Origin of the sequence: Stutzerimonas kunmingensis (genome assembly GCF_021432085.1) — a bacterium.
GTDB lineage: Bacteria > Pseudomonadota > Gammaproteobacteria > Pseudomonadales > Pseudomonadaceae > Stutzerimonas.
Genome location: NZ_CP090366.1, coordinates 4397341 through 4414683, shown reverse-complemented (window position 1 = coordinate 4414683; position 17343 = coordinate 4397341). Strand labels below are relative to the sequence as shown.

Genomic DNA, 17343 nt, shown 5'->3' with positions numbered 1-17343 from the left:
CTCCTTCCCCAGTTGCCATGATCGTATCGAGACGATATCCCATTTTGGGGCGCGCGATGATACTCATTTCATCTGCTCATGGGAATATATACAGTATATATGGCATTTATGGGGCAGCCGTCACCGTTTTCAACGCCCCGGACAGATGAGCGGCTTGTTGTGCCTTCGCCGTAAACCCACTCGCATCACCCGGGCTCGGCGTCGGCCCCGGCTGGTGAGTGTGCCCAGCCAGCTGCGTGTTCATCGCTTCCACCAGATCGAGCAGATCGCACACCACCTGGAGCAGGTTCACGTTGGCAGAGCCCAGCCACGTCTTCGGCGCGATGCTGCGGCGGATGCCCTGGATGCGCTCCTGCATATCGCCGCCGATCGTGGCGTTGTGCTTCTGGCCCACCACCAGGTTGAGGTCGCGGCCGGTGGCCTGGTGCAGGTCGTCCACCGCGGCGAGGCTGGCGGAGCCGCCGGATAGCAGCTTGAGCGCGCCCAGCGCCTCGACTTTCTTGATGCCGCCCACCGATTCGGTGGAATGGTCGTCCACCCCCACCGTGTGGTTCTGGTAGCGCTCGGTGTTGTCCAGGGCTTCCACCTGGCGCTCCACCGCCTTGTCCTCGATCTTCCCGTCCGTCTGGCGCAGCCAGTTGCCGTCGGCGTCCACGCGCTGCTGGCAGGCCTCGCTGTGCTGCCACACCTGGTCGCCTTTCGGCACGCGCGGCAGGCTCAGCCCGTGCGGCAGCACGGTCTGAATGAATGGCTTGTGGGGCAGGCCATAGGCGAAGCACACCACCACCACCGTGCCTTCCTCTGCGAAGCCGAAGAAGCCCGCCTCCTGCCCGCCATTCGGCGCCGGCAGCGGCACGCTGGAAAGAATCGGCAGATCCGGATCGGGCTCGCCGTCCGGCAGCAGCACCTCCACGTCCACGGCGAAGCGCGGTCGGAAGTCGTCGCACAGGCCGGGCGCCGCCGGCGCATCCGGTACCGCCACCACGCGGCCGAAGCGGGGCAGGTGGTAGCCGCCGGTCAGCTCGGGGAATTGCCGCTCTACGCTGCGGCGGATTGCGTCGTCCATCGGATGGCCATCTTGCTGTCGGCGAGCGTCACGCTGGTGATGCGCTCGCCCTGGTTGATCGATGCACCAGGCCGCAGGCCGGGCAGGGCCGCGATCATGGCGCTCTGGTTGCCCTGGTATCCGTCGAACAGCTCGACCGGCAATTGCAGCGGTGCTCGAGCACCGAAGAAGCTATCCGCCCAGCTGCCGGCGAACAGCTCGCCGTCGCCCTGCTGCTGCCAGATGAAGTCGGGGATGTTGAACACGCGTGCCAGACTGTCCATCGCCTGGTACCCGGCGGCCAGGCTGTAGAAGAAGGGCGCCTTCACCTTTGCATAGGGCCGCTCGGGCACGCGGAAGCGCAGCCCCGTTTTCTCGCTGATGGCAGCAAGCACCATCGTCATGTCGACATGGCGAAGGTTCATCGGCATGGGGTTCGCCAGGATCGCCGCCAGCTCTCGACACATCAGCACCTGCTGAACACTGTTGGCCGCGGTGCAGCGCTCCACGTAGCCGATGAAGTGGCGCTGCAGCGTTGCCTCGTTGTAACCGATGTCCAGCGTCACCAGCCCCTTCACCGGGGCATCGGCCTGAATGGTGAACGAGGCGCGGCCAGGGCTTTTCAGCTCCAGTCGCACCTCGTCCTTGACCAGCGGGAAAGCGGTGCCGCCGATGGTCAGCACCTTGTGCAGTTTCATGCTCATGAGGAACCGCCCAGGTAGTTGTCCAGCTTCTTCAGCGTCGCTTCGAAGCCGGTGAGTTCCTGTCCTGGTGCAGCTGCTCCATCGCCGGCGGCGGTGGCGGTCGAGCTGACCGCCTGCCCGGGCGCGGACTGGCTGGTGACGGTGCTGGGCTGGCGGCGCTTCTCTACCCGCTCGGGGTTGGAGAGCTTTTCTGCCAGGGTGAACTGCACGCGCCACGCCGCCAGCGTGTCGTCCTCACGCGCGCTCACTCCATCGGAGAACTGCACCTGGCGCACGCCGAAGGCCGTGGCGGTGTCGTTGACGATGCGGTACGTCTTCAGCTGGCCGCCACCCTCGGTGGCCTCTGCCAGGCGCATCAGGTCGCGCAGCTGCTCCCGATCGGCGAAGCGGATCAGCAGCGAGACGGTGAGCGTCTTCGGCTTGAAGCCCTTGTGCGCCGACGCGCTGTTGCTCGTCTGCCCGGACATGTCGTCGCTTTCGATGCACAGGTTGGCCGTGATCTTCAGGCCTTTGCCCTGCACCTTTTCACCGTCGAGCAGTAGCGTCATAGGCCCACCAGCTCCCGCACAAAGCTCAGCCCGTCCAGCGAGCCCACCAGCAGCAGGCCCGCGCTCAATACCCATTCATGCCCGGGCGCATCGCCCTCGAGCAGCTGCCGGCGCAGCTCGCTGGCATCACCAGGGCCGATCAGCCGGGCGCGCATGCTGGTGTCGGCGCTGCCGTTCGCCAGCAGTGCCTTCAGGTCCGCTAGCTGCTGGTCGCGGCCCTGCTGTTGGCTGGCCTTGCGGCCGGCCAGCGCGGCGAGGTCCGCCATCGGCGAACTGTCGGCGGCGTAACTCTCCAGCATCGCCAGCTGGCCGCCGATCGACTGCTTGGCCGCCTTGGTCACCGTGCAGCGCTCCAGCGGCAGCGCGCCCCAGCGGGGCAGCGGGTCGGCGCTGGGCATTTCCCACTTTTCGGCCTCGAGGCGCGACAGGTGTCGGGCGCGGCGCTCGGTGCGCACCAGGTCCGGTACAGGCAGGAGGGCATTGAAGCGCGCCAGGGTGTCGGCCAGCTGGTCGAACCGGGTGGAAAGGAACAGCAAGGAAAGGGCGTACTGCGGCCCGCTGGGCTTGCCCTGGTCGGATGGGTCCGCCAGCTTGCCGGCGAGCTGCTGCAGCAGGTTCGGCGCCGACAGGAAGCGCTGGTTGCCGCGCCCCTGGCCGATGCCGCTCTGGAACGGCGTCACCGCCAGGCACGCAGGCGCCTCGCCCAGCTGGCTGCCCAGCGCCGCGCGCCCGGTGGCGATCGCACCGACGGCGGCACCGCCGACCGGTCCCGGGTTGGTCGTTGCCAGCCCATCGAGCCCGGCGAGGCGCTGCGCCGTGCTGGCCAGCTCGCCACCGGCGAGCGTCTTGGCGTCGTCGAGCGCTGCCATCCACTGCGTGGCCTGCTCGGGCCAGCGCATGGTCACCGGGGCCCAGGTCACGGCTGCGGCGCCTCCCAGCTGATCGCCTCGAGCGCGGCGAGGTCGCCAGCATCGAGCGCGGCGTCCAGCTGCTGTTTCAGCGTGTTGGCGTGCTGCAGCAGCTGCAGCTTGTACAGGGTGAAGTCGTCGCCGACCTGGCGTAGTTGCTCAGCCGTGTGCAGGCGGAATTCCTTCGCGCCCTGGACGTCGCGGCAGGCGTAGGGCATGTCTAGGCCGCGCAGGATGGCCCCGGTCAGGTTCAGCTGATCGTCCAGTTGGCTGGTGTAGAAGTACGGAGCGCCTAGGGCGTCCGACGTGAAGCCTGCGGTAATGGAAGCTTCGCAGGCGCGGTTGATACTGGACGTTCTAAACGCATGGTCAAGGGCGATCGAACGACGGAGCGGGAAGAAGGTTTTTTCACTGTAAAGCCAGCCCAGTTCGACATTATCGCTGCAGGGTACCCAACAAAGTGACGGGTGGAATCGCCCGTCCGGATCTGTGGTTGTAAGTTCCGCTACGGTGTCGTTTTCAACACGTGCCCACATCGTAATCACCACTCAATAATTACTGCGCCAGGTGCCCCTTTCTGGCCTGCTACAGTATTCGCCGAAGATGCAGCGCCTTTCCCGCCGCTGCCGAAGCCATTGCCGCCTGAGAGAGACGAAACGCCACCGTGTCCCCCTCCGACTGTGCTGCCAGCAACAGTTGGATACTGACAAACGCCCGGCTGACCGCCTCCACCGGATGTATTGATAGCGCCACCCGTACCACTGCCACCTCCACCACCAGCGGCGGTTCCTGCCACAGCAACGCCACCAGCAACCGAATTACCTGCGGTACCACCCGTTGCGCTGCAATAAGCGCCGAAGCTTGAGGTTTCGCCACCCGTACCGGTGTTGAGTCCGCTGGTGCCACCGCCCCCACCATCGCCAACCGATACCGTTACTGATGTAATACCGGCGAGGGGAACGAGTTTTCTTGCGCTCCCTCCCGCGCCGCCTCCTCCCGCCGCTGCGTTGTAGTTTTGGCTTGAACTTGCGCCACCGCCGCCGCCACCGCCCCCGATGACAGTGACCCTGGGTGTTCGCCGACCGCCGCGCAGCACTGGCGGTACCGCAAATGAGTGCACACCAGGTGTGCTGAATATGGTCTGGCCTGTAGCAACATTGCTTGGTAACTGTGCCTGACCTACGCACCACCATCGACCGGCACCGTCGCTGCGTAAGCGCATCCAATCGCCCGCAAATAGCAGTTCTGTGGATGCTTGCCCCGCGGCGTTCGACGTCGTATCTAACATCAGTTTGTCTACACCACTGGCCGCAATTACCGCTGCGTTCGTAGTCGCGTCGACTCGCCGTACCGTTAACTCGACAATACCCAGCTCGGCGGTTGCAGCCGGTAAGGTGACGGTGACAGGGTCAGTTGTTGCATCGAGCAACTGAAGCCCCGTCACCCTGTCGAGCACCCGCTTCACTGCTTTCGTGGTCGCCAGAATCTCGCTGTCATTGGTGTTCTCGTCGTCGCTCTTGGCGTTCGGCAGGTTGCCCAGACCCACGTCGCCCTTTGTGGTCGCTCTGGCGCGCAGGCCGGCGTAGTCGCCGACGCGAGCTGCGAAGTGCGCCACCAGCGGCCCCGCGATGTTCTCCACCGGGCGGCTATCGGCAACGGTGTTGCTGTTCGGCAGATCCGCGATGGCGACGCAGTAGTGCTGCACGCCGGCCGTGTCTACGTAATCGACCTTTCCGACGCCCCAAACCACGCTCCAGGTGGCCACCACGTCATTCAGCTCTCGCTGCAGGGCAACGTCGAGCCAAGCGGTGGTAGGGAAGCCTGGCGGAACAACCGGGAGCACGGTAGAACGCTGCACCCGCACCCCTTCCACGTAGGCGGTGCCCGGCTTGAGCTGGTACACCGAGCCCACTTTCTCTAGCTGCAGTGCGCTGCCGAAGAAGCACGCTCGGCCGAAGATGTCGCGGTTGCTCTGGCGTTCGCGCTCATCGATGCCGGCCAGGCGCACGGTGAAGTCATGCTGCCAGGTGCTGGCGTCGATGGTGATGCCAGTCAGCGCCTGGGCGCCGTCGAACACGACCAGAAAGTTGCGGGTTAGGTTGTTGCCCAGCTGTAGCGGCGGGATGTTGCGGCGCTTCTGCTGCAGCGGCGTGTAAGAGACGGCAAAAAGCACGCCTTCCGCGGTCTCCAGACCAATCCAGTTGAAGTCCCAGTCGCCTACGTCGGAACCGACCTGAACGCTGTACACCACCTGGTTGGGGTTTACGTACCCCTTGTTCTCAGCAGGAATGACAGCCGTGTGGACGATCTGCTCTGCCGGCGGCAACCCTGCGGCGCGGTCCACCGCAGCGGAGTGATTCAGGCCTGGCACGTTGGCAAAGATGAAGCGCACCACGTCCAGACCTTCCTTGGCGACTTGTTTCTGCGCGATCAGGTCTGCACCGGCGAGGGTAATGGCGGCACCCATGTGGCTCTCCTACAGCTTGGCAACCAGCGTCTGCTGGTCGTCGTTGAAATCGACCAGTGCCACGGAAAGCGGCACCGGTGTGATGGTGGAAAAGTCGTAGCGGCGGCAGGTGCGGCCGTACTGCTGGATCAGCACGCGCAGCAGCTCTGGGTTCTGTGCCAGCTGGCCGTCGGTGAGCTGCAGAAGCACCACGTCCCAGTCGCGGTCGGGTTGGCGCTCCTCGATCTCGACGTAGCCGACGCCCAGGCGCTGCAGGATCCGCTTCATGCCGGCGACGCTGCCGGCGTCCACTGCGTTGATGAAGGCGAACTTCACGCGCAGGCGGTACAGCGCCTCGGGTTCGCCCTTGAATCGGGTGATGTCACGCTGCCAGGCCAGCAGATCCAGGATGGTCAGGTGACAGGTATCCGCATCCATCTGCAGCAGGGGCCAGCGCATCCAGCCCTCGACCTTTGCCCACCAGGACGAGGCCGCGGCCTTGAGCTTGTTCAGCTCGGTACCGGCGAGCCAGAAGGGCAGCTCGAGCTTGATCATCGGCGCACCTCCTCCGGGAACTTCGCTACCGTGCACCGGTCAGTGCGTGTGACGGCCGGCCGGTCGGACGCCCCTCCCCATTGGTTTTCGCCGGTCGCCGTCTTTCCTCCCTTACGCATTCACCACCTCCAGGCTCTGGATGCGCGGGATGCTCAGCTCGGACACGATGTCCGCATTCGTAAAATCCAACGACTCGATGCCCGGGAATTGCTGATGCAGCTCCTCGCCTAGCCGGCTGAATGAAAAGCGCGACTGCGGGTACGTCAAAGTCGGCTGGAAATCACGTGGCGTGCTCTCGCGGAACGCCGATCGCACGAACAGCGCCACCTCCTCGCGCAGCGTCTCGCGTTGCGTCGCGGTCAAGGTTGAGCGCGGCCAGATCGTCAGGCTGATGTCGTGCAGGGTTTCCGGCATCACCATCACCTGCAGGTCGTCGCCATGGCCATGGTTGCCGCCGTCGCGGATGTGCGCGTTGATCTGTTCCAGGTATGTTTCGCCCGGCACGTCCGCCTCGAACAACACAAAGGCATTGGCGCTGCCCGGGCCGCGTGGCGCGCCATGTTCGAAGTACACACCATCGGGCCGCACGCCCGGGAAGGCCGCGATCATGGCGCGGTACACCGCGTCGGTGTGCCACTGGTTCACCGCCGAGAACTGGTTGCGCACGCGCAGGCGTAGCTCGCTGTCCGGCTCCGGATCGGCGCCCGGAGAAGCCAGCCATCCTTCGTTGTTCACCACCGCGGCGATGCCCGGTACCGGCTGCGGCAGGATGGCGTAATAGCCCGGCGCGAGGTTGTAGCCGCTGCCGACGTCCACCGCCTCCACCGGGACTTCCAACTGCATCAGCCCGTCGGTAAAGGTGCCGGCGGTGGTGGTGACCAACTGGTAGACGTGGCCGTTGATCGAGGCGGACTGCACCACCGTGCCGGCCGGTATCTCCAGCGCTCCGCCGGCTTCCAGGCGGGTGAACAGCAGCACGCCGCGCGCCTTGGTCGCGCCCTTGCGCTCCACGTTCACCGCCCAGGCCAGCATGTCCAGCCAGGCGCCGGTGGCGGTCTTCACGAAGAAGTTCGGCAGCACCGTGCCGCTGACGAACTCCAGCAACCACAACACGGGCTTGGTCACCAGGGCGGTGACGACACGCCAGAACGGTGAGTACGCGCTGGTGTTGCTCAGCTTGCTGCCCTGGGCGGTCACCTCACTTTCCCAGGCTTGGCGCAGGCCCGCCTCGGTGGTGGGGATGCCCGCATCCATCAGCGCTTGTTTGAAGTCCACGTCGCTCACAGGGCCACCTCGATGCTGCCGAATTTCAAGGTCTTGGCGGTGACCAGGTACTGGCCTGGCTCCACCTGGGTGATCAGTGCGGTGCCGGGTACCAAGCGCTCGTCGGCCTCCACCAGCAGCTCCATCTGCTGGATGCAGTCGCGTTGGCGCAGCCGGTCGCGCTCGGCCACCAGCGTCACCAGCAGGCCGCTGTCGCGGATCATGTGGGCGATGTCCTGGGCGATGCTGGCTCGGTCGTCCACCAGCAGCGGCTGGCGGGACAGGTCCAGCACCAGGTCGTTGTCGGCGATCAGCAGGTCGATGTAGTCGCTCATCCGCCCACCGCCATACCCAGCATGTTTTCCAGCTCGAGCGGGCTCATTGCCTTGCCAGTGTGGATCTCGACTTTCTCAACCCGGGTGCCCTTGTCCTGGTTGCTGGTGTTCTGGATGCTGGTCAGCAGGCCGCCCGGCGGCACCGCAGTGGCGCGCTGTGGGGAAAGGCTCGGGATGGCGTTGTTGATCGTGGCATGGGCTTTCTGCGCCCGTTCGGCTTGCTCCGTCGCGGTCATCACCGCGTTCGCGCCAGGCAGTTCCGGCATGGCGCTGAACTGGGCATCGATCTCGACGCCCGGGATCTTGTTCAGCATGGCGATCAGGCCGTTGATGGCCCCGTAGAAGATCGCCAGGATGCCGTCCCACGCGGCCTTGGCCATGCCACTCCAGCCACCCATCGAGGCGAACCAATCGGAAAGGGCGGTCAGCTGGGCCGATACCCATTGGAAGGCGGCGGTGTTCATGATCGCCGCGGTGATCTCGTCCCAGTAGATGATCGCGGCGCCGATCGCCACGCCCAGGGCGATCAGCCCCACCACCACCCAGGTCATCGGGTTGGCCCATAGCGCTGCGTTGAACAGCCAGGCGGCGGCGGTGGCGATGGTCCACACCGCAGACAGGCCAAGCCAGGCGGTCTTCGCCAGGGCCACCACGAAGGTGATCGCGCCGATACCGGCAGCCAGGCCGAACACCACCAGCGTGGCGATGCCGATCAGGCGGGTGATGTTCGGGAACAGCCCGGCCCAGCGCGTCATGGTCCCGGCAATGCCGGTCAGCCGCTCCATCAGCGGGGTCAGGATAGGAATCAGCGCCTGGCCGAAGGCAATGCGCAGCGCCTGCACTGCGGCGCCGAACTGCTGCCAGGGGTCGACCATGGCCTTGGCCATCTTCTCGGCCTGCTCGAGGCCGTGCACGTTGCCAAGCTGCTCCATGCTGTTGGCCAGCCCCGTGGTGTCGGTCATCAGCAGCTTGATCAGCCCCACGGCCTCATCGGAGCCGAACGCCTTTTTCAGCGCGTCGGATTCGGCCACGTCCAGCGTGTCGCCGAACTTGCCCTTGAGCTTCTCCAGGATCTGCAGCATCGGCAGCATCCGGCCCTGGCTGTCGGTGAACGACAGGCCCAGCTTTTCCTGGGCTCCGCCAACGCCAGACAGGAAGGCCTTGTACTTGGTGCCGGCTTCGGCGCCACCCATGGTCGCCTGCAGCGTGCCGAGGATGGCCACCTGCTCGGACAGGCCGATGCCGGCGGACGTCGCACTGGCGCCGATCGACGTGAACGCGTCGCTCATGTCCTTGCCGGTGGTCTTGAACATCTGCACAGCCAGCGCCGTCTGGCCGGTCAGGTTCTCCACCCACTCGGCCTTGCCCATGGCGTCGGCCTGGTTCTTGAAGATGCCGTACATGGTGCCGACGTAGCTGGTGATCGTGCCGGCGTCGGCCTTGGTGGCCTTGGCCAGCAGGTTGCTCGCGTTGGTGAAAGAGGACAGCTGCTCGCCGGTGAGCCCGGCGATCGCCGACTGGATGTCATAGGCCGAGGCCACGAAGTCACGGGCGTTCGCGCCGTAGGCCACGGAGAACTCCAGCGCCTTGTCGTTCAGCCGCTGCAGCGCGTCCTCGGCCACGCCGAGGGACTTCACCTCGCCCAGGGCACGGTTCATCTCCAGCGCCGGCTGCAGCGATTCGTTGATGGCCAGCCCAGCGCCCACCATGCCGGCCAGGCCGAAGCCCATCTGCCGGATGTTGTCCTGACCTTTCTCGGCCAGCTCGTTGAAGCCCATCTTCACCTTGCCCAGCGGGGCGCTGACTTGGTCGGTCAGCTTCAGGATGAAATTGAGCGCGGCGCTGTTAGTTGCCATGGGGCACCTCGCTTGAGGTATCGCCAAATTGGCGATATAGTCCGGCCATGTCTACCAAACACCGATTCCGCGATAAGTACCGCATCGAGCTGCGGGAGAAGGACCACCTACCGCCGCATGTGCACTTGACCGGCGCCGGGGTGGACGTACAGATCAGCCTGGAAACAGGCGAAGTTATGGTCGGTAAAGCGCCCAAGGTCGTGCTTGAAGAAGCGTTGGCGTGGGTGCGAGAGAACCGAATTGCTCTGCTGAAGGAGTGGAACCTATGGCATCCATGAAGCGCCCCCGCCTGCGGGCTGTGCAGGCCCGCCCCGGCAACAAGCTGGCCCTGACTTTCGTCGACGGGCGCAGCTTGCTGCTGGATATGAGCCAGGACTTGGCCACCTATCCTGGTCTCAAGCCCCTGCGAGACCGCAAGGCGTTCGCCTGCGCTGCGCTGGGTGATGATGGCTGGACGGTTGAGTGGCCCGCGCTGGATATCCAGATCGGCGCCGACACGCTGTACCTCGACGCCCTGGCCCAGGCTGCGCCGGACGAGAACACCCGCACCTTCATCGGCTGGCGTGGCCGCAGCGGCCTCAGTCTGGAGCAAGCCGCGGTAGCGCTCGGCGTGGCAAAGCGCACCATCAGCCGCTACAGCAACGGGCGCGAGCCCGTACCGCGCACGCTGGCCCTCGCCTGCAAAGGCTGGGAGGCCATGCAGACTGAGCGGAAGAAGCGCGCTTAAGCAGGCCGCAGAACTCATTGACGTCCACCAGGGCCCGGCCAAGTGCCGGGCTTTTGCTATCCATTCAACGCGTGGGCAATGCCGTTCGCCACGGCGATCTCCATGCGTCTCCAGTACTCGTCCTCCAGCCACTTGGCGGTGCCCATGTTCTCGGGGGTGGGCGCCGCGCCAGGTAGCCAGCGTTCAGCCAGGGCCATCAGCTGGCCCAGGCCGTCTTCGGTCAGTCGTTCAGCTCGGTGGAGGGCTTTTTTACCGCCACCTCAACGTCCGGGCTGTACTCCTCGAGCAGCGCGCCGGCCACCTGCATGGTCAGCACCGGGTTGCCCAGCAGCGGGCGCAGGGCCTCCTTCTGGTCGGCCTGCACGGTGGTGGTCAGCAGGTTGTGGCCCGGGGCGACCTTGTTGCTTGGGGTCAGCGCGTTGAAGTACTTCGTCACGTCCTGGGCGGACAGGTTGAACGTGAAGTCGGCGGCGCCGATGGTGATCACGATCTGGCGTTGTGCGGTCATGCTCTGTTCCTCATAAGGGCTTCGATGTGGGCGCGCAGGTTGCTTTCCAGCTTGTCCATGGCACGCTCGAAATCGGTGGTTTTCGGGTAGTTCTGGGCAATCTCCACGCGCAGCTCCAGGTGCTCGCGTCGCGCCTCGCTCACCTGCCGGAACAGATGTGCCTGGAAGCCGATCACGGCGGTCAGCAGCAGCTCCGGCAGCAGGTTCATCAGGTTCTCCAGCAGGCCCATGTCAGGCGCTCCAGTTGCCACGCCCGCCAATGCGCACCGCGGTGTGCATCAGCCAGGCCAGGGCCTTGTTCATGCCTTCCTCGAGGAGGGCGGCGTGGAAGATCCTGTCCGCCTCGCGCTTGGTGAAGCGGTGGGTCAGGTTCGTGTAGATGAAGTCGTGCACCACGGCCGGCCGGCGGGCCTGCACGTGGTCGCGCGGCACGATGCGCCAGGCCAGGCGGGGCACGCTGGCCAGGTCCGTGCGGTAGCCCACCGGCACGATCACGCGGCGCCCGTCGGCGGTGCGGTACTGCAGCGGCTTGACCACCTTCCACAGCGCGTCGCCGGGCACATGGCGCAGCTCCAGGTCGCTTTCAAAAGGCATCGGCGGCGCACTCCACGCGGATCCGGTTCGGCGCTGTGCTGGTGGCGATCGCCTCACGCAGCACGCTGCGGCCGATCTCCGGCGCCGCGCAGTAGCGGCTCACCAGCGTGCCGGCGGCGGTGGCCACCGGGTTGCTACCGGTACAAGCGGCAATGCCGAGGGTGGTGACCAGGGCAAGCGCGCAGGCCAACAGCTGGGTCTTGAACGAGTACTTCATGGTCAGTAGCTCCAGATCATCGGGCGGGGCAGCTGCTCGGCCGGCGCCATGTCCAGATGAATGAACCGCCCGCTGCCTTTCTGCTGAATGCCGATGCCGGTGAAGGGCAGCGTCATGGCCAGGCGCAGGATGGAAACCGCCGCCGCACCGCTGCAGGCGATGTCCAGCGCCGCGCCGGTGCTGTGCGCGCCGGGCTTGGTCTTGCGCGCCTCCACCGGGTGCTGGTGGCAGCGGTAGGCGCTGCTCACCACCAGCGGTTGGCCGTACAGCTCGCGCAGCTGCTGCACCGCCTCCATGAAGGCTGGGTCCATCTCGGTGCCGTCGCTGCCGCAGCGGCCGCATTTGCAGCGCAGCTCGGCGTAGCTGAAGTTCGGCCAGGGGCTCTTGCTCATCGGGTGGCTCGCTTCTCGAAAAGGGTTTGGCACGGGGTGCAACGGGTCACCCCACCCAACGCGCGGCGCTTGGCGGGGATCTCCTCGTCGCAGTCCTGGCAGTGGTGCAGGCTCGGGCCGTTCGGTGAGCGGGCCAGCTGGGCGGCCAGGGCGCGCTCCAGCTCCCGTTCTTCGCGGTCAACCGCGCGATCGACCCAGTCCGCCATCAGCGCAGGCCCTCGATCTCTTCAGCGGCGAGGTACGGCACGCCGTTGATGCGGATGAAGTCCGGGCTGGTGACGTCGAAGGGCACCTTGTGCTTGCTCTTCTCGCCGCCCTTGGGGTCGATGTTGAGCAGGCTGGATACCTTCAACTTGCAGCCGAAGGCCTCCACGCGCAGCTCCTCCTCGCCGGCCTTGGCGAAGAACACCGAGTCGAACGGATCGAGCTGGCGGAAGCTGCCGGCGCGCTTGGCGGCCTCGATCAGCAGGTTGAAGTTGGCGGTGTCGAATTCCATCTCGCCGCCGGCGGAAACGTCGCCGTCCACGTGCCCATTCGGCACGCCCTTGTCCTGCGCCACCGCCGTGTTGTCGGTGATGTCCAGGGTGCAGCTCTCGACGTGAACCAGCAGATCGCCCAGGTTCACGTCGAAGTTTTTGCCACCGATACGTGCCATGCGGGCTTACTCCGAATCGTCGTTGGAAAGGTCGAGGGCGATGTTCGCCGTGAGGTCTTTCGGGCAGTTGTAGGGCTTGAGCTTCAGGTAGGCCTCGACCTTCGTTTTGCTCTGCCACACCAGCACGATGTCGCCGTCTTTCGGCGGCTCGATCTCGCCCGGGAACACCTGGCCGGCGAACTGCACCGAACGCGACATGGCGCGCAGGGGCGCCATCAGCGCGCTGGTGGCCGCGGCCATGGAATTGGGGGTGCTGTTCAGGCGGCGGTCGGCGACCCGCTGGATCAGCAGGATGCGCACCCGGCGCGCGGCCTTGTCCGCCAGGCGTAGGTACTCCACCACCTGGAAGTCGCTGCCCGGCGCGTCGAGCATGTTGCCGTCGCCCCAGAACACGCCCGGGTAGTCGGGGTAGGTCTGCGACACGCTGAAACGGGCGCTGTCCAGCTCGGCGCGGATGGCCGAAGGCAGCGGGATGCCGTCGACGTCCACCGGCGTTTCGCCCAGGCCCAGCACAGCGCCTGTGGCCACGCGCATGGGGCTGTCGGCGATGCTCACTGCGGCGTTGGCCAGGCGCCCGGCCAGCACGCCCAGGTCGTTGCCGTGCAGCTGCGGTACCACCAGCACGCGCGGCGCGGCCAGGTCCTGGACAATGGCGCGCTGCTCGATCAGGTACTGGCTCCAGGTCTGCAGGTCCGGATCGCAACCGGCGCTTGCCGCCATCACGAACACGCGGCGGCCGTAGGTGCTGTTCAGCATCACCGCGGCGTCGTGCATCGCACTCAGCTCGGCGCCGCTGGTCACCGGCGAGGTGATCACCACCGCCTCGACCGAGAAACCCTGCTGCTGGGAGTACTCCAGGGCGTCCTGCCAGCTGCCGGCTACCGCGTCGATCGGCGCAGCCAGGCAGGCCCAGCGGTCGCCGCCGTTCAGGCGCGCCGCGGTCACCTGGCGTTTCAGGTCGCTGTCGGCAACGCCCAGCGCCGCGTCTAGATCGCTCTGGGTGTTCAGGGGGATCAGCTCGCCGACGTTCGCCGCGGCCGGGCCGATGAAAAGGAAATAGCGCTCGATCTCGGTCACGGCACCCTGGCCGAGGTTGAGATTGTTGACGCTGACTTTGCCGAGTGCCATGCAGTGCCTCGCTAGCGGGGTGAGTTAAGGATTTGCGGGAGCAGGTAGGCGATCAGCTCGTTGACTTCCTGCTGGTTGGCCACGCCGAAGAACTCGCGCTTGGGCAGCTCGATCTCCCAACTGGTGGGGCCGGGTTTCTCTTGCTTGAGCAGGCGAATCAGCAGGCCCGCCTGGCTGTACTTGATGTTCTGGACGATCCAGTCCGAGGACGGCCGTAGCCAGCGCTGGCCGCCGCGCTTGGTCTTGCCGGCGCGGATCTTGAAACCGAGCCGGCGCAGGCGCTTGGCCTGCTCGGCGGTCGCCATCAGCGGGGTGACCCGGCTGAAGGCGCGCATCTGGCCGGCGGTGCGGCGCTGCACCATCCCAGCGTTGTGGATACCGGCGATCATCGCGGTCTTGCGCTTGCCCCAGCCCAGCTCGGCGGCGTCCTCTGTCAGGCGCACCACGGATAGTCCGGTGGCCAGGCCGGTCAGCATCTTTGGCTTCTGGCCTTTCTTGCGTTTGCGAGCGCGGGGAGCAAAGGCGCTGCCGTGCAGGTCGGCCTGTTCACGGACGCGCTTACGCCACCCGGTACGAATGCGCAGGGCGGTGCGGTTCATCAGCCGGCGGCGCAGCTTGGGCGGCAGGTCCAGCAGAGCGAGCTGGGCGGCCACGTCGAGCTGGCCGCGCACGTCCAGGTTGAACGGGTTACTGGCTGCCACTGGCCACCTCCCCGTGCTCGGCAATCCACAGGTCGAACGGGACGAAGGCCCAGCGCTTGCCGAAGGCCTCGATCTCGCCGTCATCGGCTTCGGCCAGGTACTGCGGTTCGACGAATTCCAGGGTCAGCTCAACGTCGGCCAGGTCGTTGTCCAGCTGCTCGATGTCGAAGGTCGGCGCCGGCAGATCGTCGTCCCGGTCGGGGTCGTGGTTCTCCAGCCAGCTGCCGAGCAGGGCCATCAGCCGGCCCGGGTGGTCGGCGAAGCGTTCCATCACGATCACCGCGCGGTAGCGCATGTCGCCCAGGTGCAGGCCGTCCAGGTCGGGCTTCCAGGTGAGGTTGAGCGTGACCTGCTCGGCCCAGCTATCGAGCTGTTCCGGAGCGACCAAACGGCGCTCGAGCAGAAAGGTGGTCAGGGCGCGGAGCTTGTTCACAGCAGCACCGCCGTAATCCGGCCACGGCCTTGCAGCAGGCGCACGGCCTGTTGGCTGAAGGCGAGGAACTGGTCTTCGGTGGCGGGTGATTCCTTGGCGATGTTCTCGGCCGACTCGCGGCGGTTCACCGTTGCGAACTGCTGCAGCAGGTACGCTTTGGCGCGGCAGTACACGGCGCGCTTGTACGTCGCTACGTGAAATGTGCGCTCCGGCAGGACCATGGGGTCCGCACTTTCCACGCTGGTGACGCCCGCCACCTGCCAATCCGCCTTGCGCTTGGCCAGGTCGACGTTCACTTCGCCCATGGCAAAGGCGATGCCCTCGGCCAGCAGCTCGCTCAGGTATTCCGCCGGCAGGCGGTAGCCCTTCTGGAACTCGGCGACGGAGAGGTCCGGCCAGAAGCCGTCGTTCTCTATCGCTTGGTCCACCAGGGTGGTCGGTTTACCTGAAAAGCTCATCGCTGGCCGCTCGAATAGGGCGGGGTGGCTGCGTCGGGTGGTACGGGCTCAAAGCCGGAACACCTGGGCAGGCCCCGCTGGGGGGGGGTAGCTGGTTACGCGGTACCGGCTTCGGCCTGCTGCTTGCGCAGCGCCTTCTCGGCACCTTCAAGGCGCGTTTTCACGCCGATTTCCGGGTACAGCTCGGTGGCACGATTCAGGTGCTCAACAGCCGCGCCCCAGTCCTTACGGTCCATGGCCAGCACGCCGAGCAACTTGTGGTATCGGGCTGGGATGCGCTCGAACAGCTGCCAGGGGGCGGGGCGCTCGGATTCGCCGCCTTGCTTGAAGCCGTCCCAGTTGCCATCCACACGCGGCAGCAGCTGCGACACGTAGGGTTCCGGGCTGCGGCCGGCCTTGTGCTCGGCCTCGGCCCAGTCGATCAGCTCGTCGGCGACGAAGGTCTGCACGTCACGCTTGAAGCGTTCCGGCAGCTGCTGGCCCTGCCCAATCGCGAAATCGGCAAGCTCGATGCCGGCTTCGAACTGCGCCGTGTCGAACAGCCAGACCAGCACCTGCATCAGCACCGGGTTCGGGTGGTTCAGGCCCGACTCGCGGTAGCGCTGCACGTAGTCCAGGTACTTGGGCAGCAGCTCGTCGCGCTTGAGTGCCTGGCGTGCCTCGCGGCTGTTGATGGCACTGATGCGCTCCAGGTCCGCATCCAACGCGGTGGTCATCAGGGCCAGGTGCTTCTGGGCGTTGGCAGGGCCGACCAGGGCGGTGGCGGGCGTGTAAGCCCGCGCACCGGTGGCCGCTGCTGCCGCTCCCTGTTCGCGCACGCGGCGCTTATGGGCTAGGGCCAGGCTCATGTCAGACGAACTCCACGTTGGCTGACTCTATGGCCGCGAACTTGCCCAGCTGCTCGATCACGTAGCCCTCGTTGCGGCTGTTGTAATCCTCAACCTGGGAGCGCTTGGGGTTCTCTTGGATGTGTCGACGCCAGCTGGTGTCCTGGAAGTAGATGGACAGGTTGTCCCAGCTGGTGACCACCACGCCGCGGCTTGGGAAGTGCGGGCAGGTGAAAGTCGGCAGACCGCCGTAGGTGGCGATCACCTGGGCCATCTCGATGCGTTCTTTCTCGGTCGGGGTGTCGCCCTGGGCGGCGTACAGCTTGGCCTTGTCGTGGGCCAGCAGCTCGCGGCCGACTATGGCGATCAGGTCGCCGCCGTCGCGGAACTCCTCGTCGATCATCAGGGACACGTCGTGCACCAGGGCGTCGAGGTTGGCGTAGTCGCCGGTCGCGCCGATCTGGATCTTGCCGGCCACCTTGGCGCCTTGGGCCAGCACCTGCTCCGGCGCCTGCTCGCGGGCGATCTGCAGCCAGCCCTTGTTCACGTCCTGGAGCAGCGGGTTGGCTACGCGGTCAGTGGTGGCGGCGGCGCTGGTCCCGTTCCAGCCGATCATGATGCGGTCGAGCGCGATCTGCTTTTGCACCGCGGCGGAATAGCGCTGCGGGAAGTTCGGGAACTTGGCCCAGGCGTCGATGCTGGCGTACTTCAGCGCCACGTCGCTGTGGGTTTCGAACAGCTCGTAGCCCTTGCCGTCCAGGCCCAGCACGTTGCGAGCGACGCGGTCGGCGTTGCTGGTGTCGGTACGGCCGGTCACCGTGCCGCTGGTACCCAGCATCACCTTTTCGCCCTTGATCTCGCTGACCGGGATCACGTTGATCCGGGATAGGAAGGTCGAGCTGTGGGTGATCTTGTCGTTCAGCGTCTGCGCGTGGGTCGGCGTGACGTTGAATTCCTCGCGCACCGTTTCCACGCCATAGGTGGTGGCGATCGCAACGGCGAGGGCGCTGAATTTCAGACGGGCTGCTTGGCTCAGGCTCATA

The 17343-nt window shown here is 66.0% G+C and carries 26 protein-coding genes; 2 read left to right on the top strand and 24 right to left on the bottom strand.

Annotated features, from left to right (window positions below; genetic code table 11):
- Positions 1–106: 106 nt before the first annotated feature.
- The 10 genes from LW136_RS21140 to LW136_RS21095 all read right to left on the bottom strand — a co-directional run bounded on the left by LW136_RS21140 (position 107) and on the right by LW136_RS21095 (position 9660).
- Entirely contained in the window at positions 107–1066 is a 960-nt protein-coding gene (locus LW136_RS21140) for a hypothetical protein (RefSeq protein ID WP_234174059.1), read from the bottom strand.
- Positions 1039–1749, bottom strand: a complete 711-nt coding sequence (locus LW136_RS21135) for a hypothetical protein (RefSeq protein ID WP_234174058.1) — start codon at positions 1747–1749, stop codon at positions 1039–1041. The genes LW136_RS21140 and LW136_RS21135 overlap by 28 nt, the downstream gene beginning before the upstream one ends.
- Positions 1746–2297: a baseplate complex protein gene (locus LW136_RS21130; RefSeq protein ID WP_234174057.1), complete on the bottom strand. Its 552-nt coding sequence runs from the start codon at positions 2295–2297 to the stop codon at positions 1746–1748. Before LW136_RS21130 ends, LW136_RS21135 begins: the two co-directional genes overlap by 4 nt.
- A complete protein-coding gene (locus tag LW136_RS21125; RefSeq protein WP_234174055.1) occupies positions 2294–3217 on the bottom strand; it encodes a hypothetical protein in 924 nt (307 codons plus the stop codon). The genes LW136_RS21130 and LW136_RS21125 overlap by 4 nt, the downstream gene beginning before the upstream one ends.
- Positions 3214–3753 (bottom strand): DUF4376 domain-containing protein, encoded by a 540-nt coding sequence (locus LW136_RS21120; protein ID WP_234174053.1) that lies wholly within the window; start codon positions 3751–3753, stop codon positions 3214–3216. Before LW136_RS21120 ends, LW136_RS21125 begins: the two co-directional genes overlap by 4 nt.
- A complete protein-coding gene (locus tag LW136_RS21115; protein WP_234174052.1) occupies positions 3747–5672 on the bottom strand; it encodes a phage tail-collar fiber domain-containing protein in 1926 nt (641 codons plus the stop codon). Before LW136_RS21115 ends, LW136_RS21120 begins: the two co-directional genes overlap by 7 nt.
- 9 nt (positions 5673–5681) lie before the next feature.
- Positions 5682–6206 (bottom strand): phage tail protein, encoded by a 525-nt coding sequence (locus LW136_RS21110; protein ID WP_234174051.1) that lies wholly within the window; start codon positions 6204–6206, stop codon positions 5682–5684.
- A gap of 111 nt (positions 6207–6317) precedes the next feature.
- On the bottom strand, positions 6318–7460 hold the full coding sequence (locus LW136_RS21105) for a baseplate J/gp47 family protein (RefSeq protein ID WP_234175295.1): 1143 nt from the start codon (positions 7458–7460) through the stop codon (positions 6318–6320).
- Positions 7461–7486: 26 nt separating this feature from the next.
- Complete coding sequence (locus LW136_RS21100; RefSeq protein WP_181119341.1) at positions 7487–7804, bottom strand: DUF2590 family protein; 318 nt, start codon at positions 7802–7804, stop codon at positions 7487–7489.
- On the bottom strand, positions 7801–9660 hold the full coding sequence (locus LW136_RS21095) for a phage tail tape measure protein (protein ID WP_234174050.1): 1860 nt from the start codon (positions 9658–9660) through the stop codon (positions 7801–7803). Before LW136_RS21095 ends, LW136_RS21100 begins: the two co-directional genes overlap by 4 nt.
- 47 nt (positions 9661–9707) lie before the next feature.
- On the opposite strand from LW136_RS21095, the gene LW136_RS21090 reads away from it, so the two are divergent.
- Both LW136_RS21090 and LW136_RS21085 read left to right on the top strand, forming a co-directional pair.
- A complete protein-coding gene (locus LW136_RS21090; protein WP_234174049.1) occupies positions 9708–9938 on the top strand; it encodes a DUF4160 domain-containing protein in 231 nt (76 codons plus the stop codon).
- Positions 9926–10387, top strand: a complete 462-nt coding sequence (locus tag LW136_RS21085; RefSeq protein ID WP_234174046.1) for a helix-turn-helix domain-containing protein — start codon at positions 9926–9928, stop codon at positions 10385–10387. The genes LW136_RS21090 and LW136_RS21085 overlap by 13 nt, the downstream gene beginning before the upstream one ends.
- Positions 10388–10443: 56 nt before the next feature.
- Here LW136_RS21085 and LW136_RS21080 read toward each other — a convergent pair whose 3' ends face one another.
- From LW136_RS21080 to LW136_RS21015, 14 genes are all read right to left on the bottom strand, one after another.
- Positions 10444–10584 carry a DUF6890 family protein gene (locus LW136_RS21080; RefSeq protein ID WP_200596464.1) on the bottom strand — a complete coding sequence of 47 codons (141 nt, stop codon included), beginning with the start codon at positions 10582–10584 and terminating at the stop codon, positions 10444–10446.
- 23 nt (positions 10585–10607) lie between these two features.
- Positions 10608–10895 (bottom strand): putative phage tail assembly chaperone, encoded by a 288-nt coding sequence (locus LW136_RS21075; protein ID WP_234174045.1) that lies wholly within the window; start codon positions 10893–10895, stop codon positions 10608–10610.
- Complete coding sequence (locus LW136_RS21070) at positions 10892–11125, bottom strand: hypothetical protein (protein ID WP_181119328.1); 234 nt, start codon at positions 11123–11125, stop codon at positions 10892–10894. The genes LW136_RS21075 and LW136_RS21070 overlap by 4 nt, the downstream gene beginning before the upstream one ends.
- 1 nt (position 11126) lies before the next feature.
- Positions 11127–11489, bottom strand: a complete 363-nt coding sequence (locus LW136_RS21065) for a DUF1353 domain-containing protein (protein ID WP_234174043.1) — start codon at positions 11487–11489, stop codon at positions 11127–11129.
- Positions 11479–11706: a hypothetical protein gene (locus LW136_RS21060; protein WP_181119324.1), complete on the bottom strand. Its 228-nt coding sequence runs from the start codon at positions 11704–11706 to the stop codon at positions 11479–11481. Before LW136_RS21060 ends, LW136_RS21065 begins: the two co-directional genes overlap by 11 nt.
- 2 nt (positions 11707–11708) lie before the next feature.
- Complete coding sequence (locus LW136_RS21055) at positions 11709–12098, bottom strand: D-Ala-D-Ala carboxypeptidase family metallohydrolase (protein ID WP_234174041.1); 390 nt, start codon at positions 12096–12098, stop codon at positions 11709–11711.
- A complete protein-coding gene (locus LW136_RS21050) occupies positions 12095–12304 on the bottom strand; it encodes a TraR/DksA family transcriptional regulator (RefSeq protein WP_181119320.1) in 210 nt (69 codons plus the stop codon). The genes LW136_RS21055 and LW136_RS21050 overlap by 4 nt, the downstream gene beginning before the upstream one ends.
- Positions 12304–12753, bottom strand: a complete 450-nt coding sequence (locus LW136_RS21045) for a DUF2597 family protein (RefSeq protein ID WP_200596454.1) — start codon at positions 12751–12753, stop codon at positions 12304–12306. Before LW136_RS21045 ends, LW136_RS21050 begins: the two co-directional genes overlap by 1 nt.
- A 6-nt stretch (positions 12754–12759) precedes the next feature.
- Positions 12760–13881, bottom strand: a complete 1122-nt coding sequence (locus LW136_RS21040) for a DUF2586 domain-containing protein (protein WP_234174040.1) — start codon at positions 13879–13881, stop codon at positions 12760–12762.
- An 11-nt stretch (positions 13882–13892) separates the two neighbouring features.
- Positions 13893–14582: a phage virion morphogenesis family protein gene (locus LW136_RS21035; protein ID WP_234174039.1), complete on the bottom strand. Its 690-nt coding sequence runs from the start codon at positions 14580–14582 to the stop codon at positions 13893–13895.
- The gene (locus LW136_RS21030) at positions 14569–15015 is read right to left on the bottom strand and encodes a phage tail protein (RefSeq protein WP_234174038.1); all 447 of its coding nucleotides are present in this window, start codon (positions 15013–15015) and stop codon (positions 14569–14571) included. Before LW136_RS21030 ends, LW136_RS21035 begins: the two co-directional genes overlap by 14 nt.
- A complete protein-coding gene (locus LW136_RS21025; protein ID WP_234174037.1) occupies positions 15012–15473 on the bottom strand; it encodes a head completion/stabilization protein in 462 nt (153 codons plus the stop codon). Before LW136_RS21025 ends, LW136_RS21030 begins: the two co-directional genes overlap by 4 nt.
- A gap of 95 nt (positions 15474–15568) precedes the next feature.
- Positions 15569–16321: a phage terminase small subunit gene (gene gpM / locus LW136_RS21020; RefSeq protein WP_234174036.1), complete on the bottom strand. Its 753-nt coding sequence runs from the start codon at positions 16319–16321 to the stop codon at positions 15569–15571.
- A gap of 1 nt (position 16322) precedes the next feature.
- Positions 16323–17342: a phage major capsid protein, P2 family gene (locus LW136_RS21015; RefSeq protein WP_234174035.1), complete on the bottom strand. Its 1020-nt coding sequence runs from the start codon at positions 17340–17342 to the stop codon at positions 16323–16325.
- Between the last annotated feature and the right edge of the window lies 1 nt (position 17343).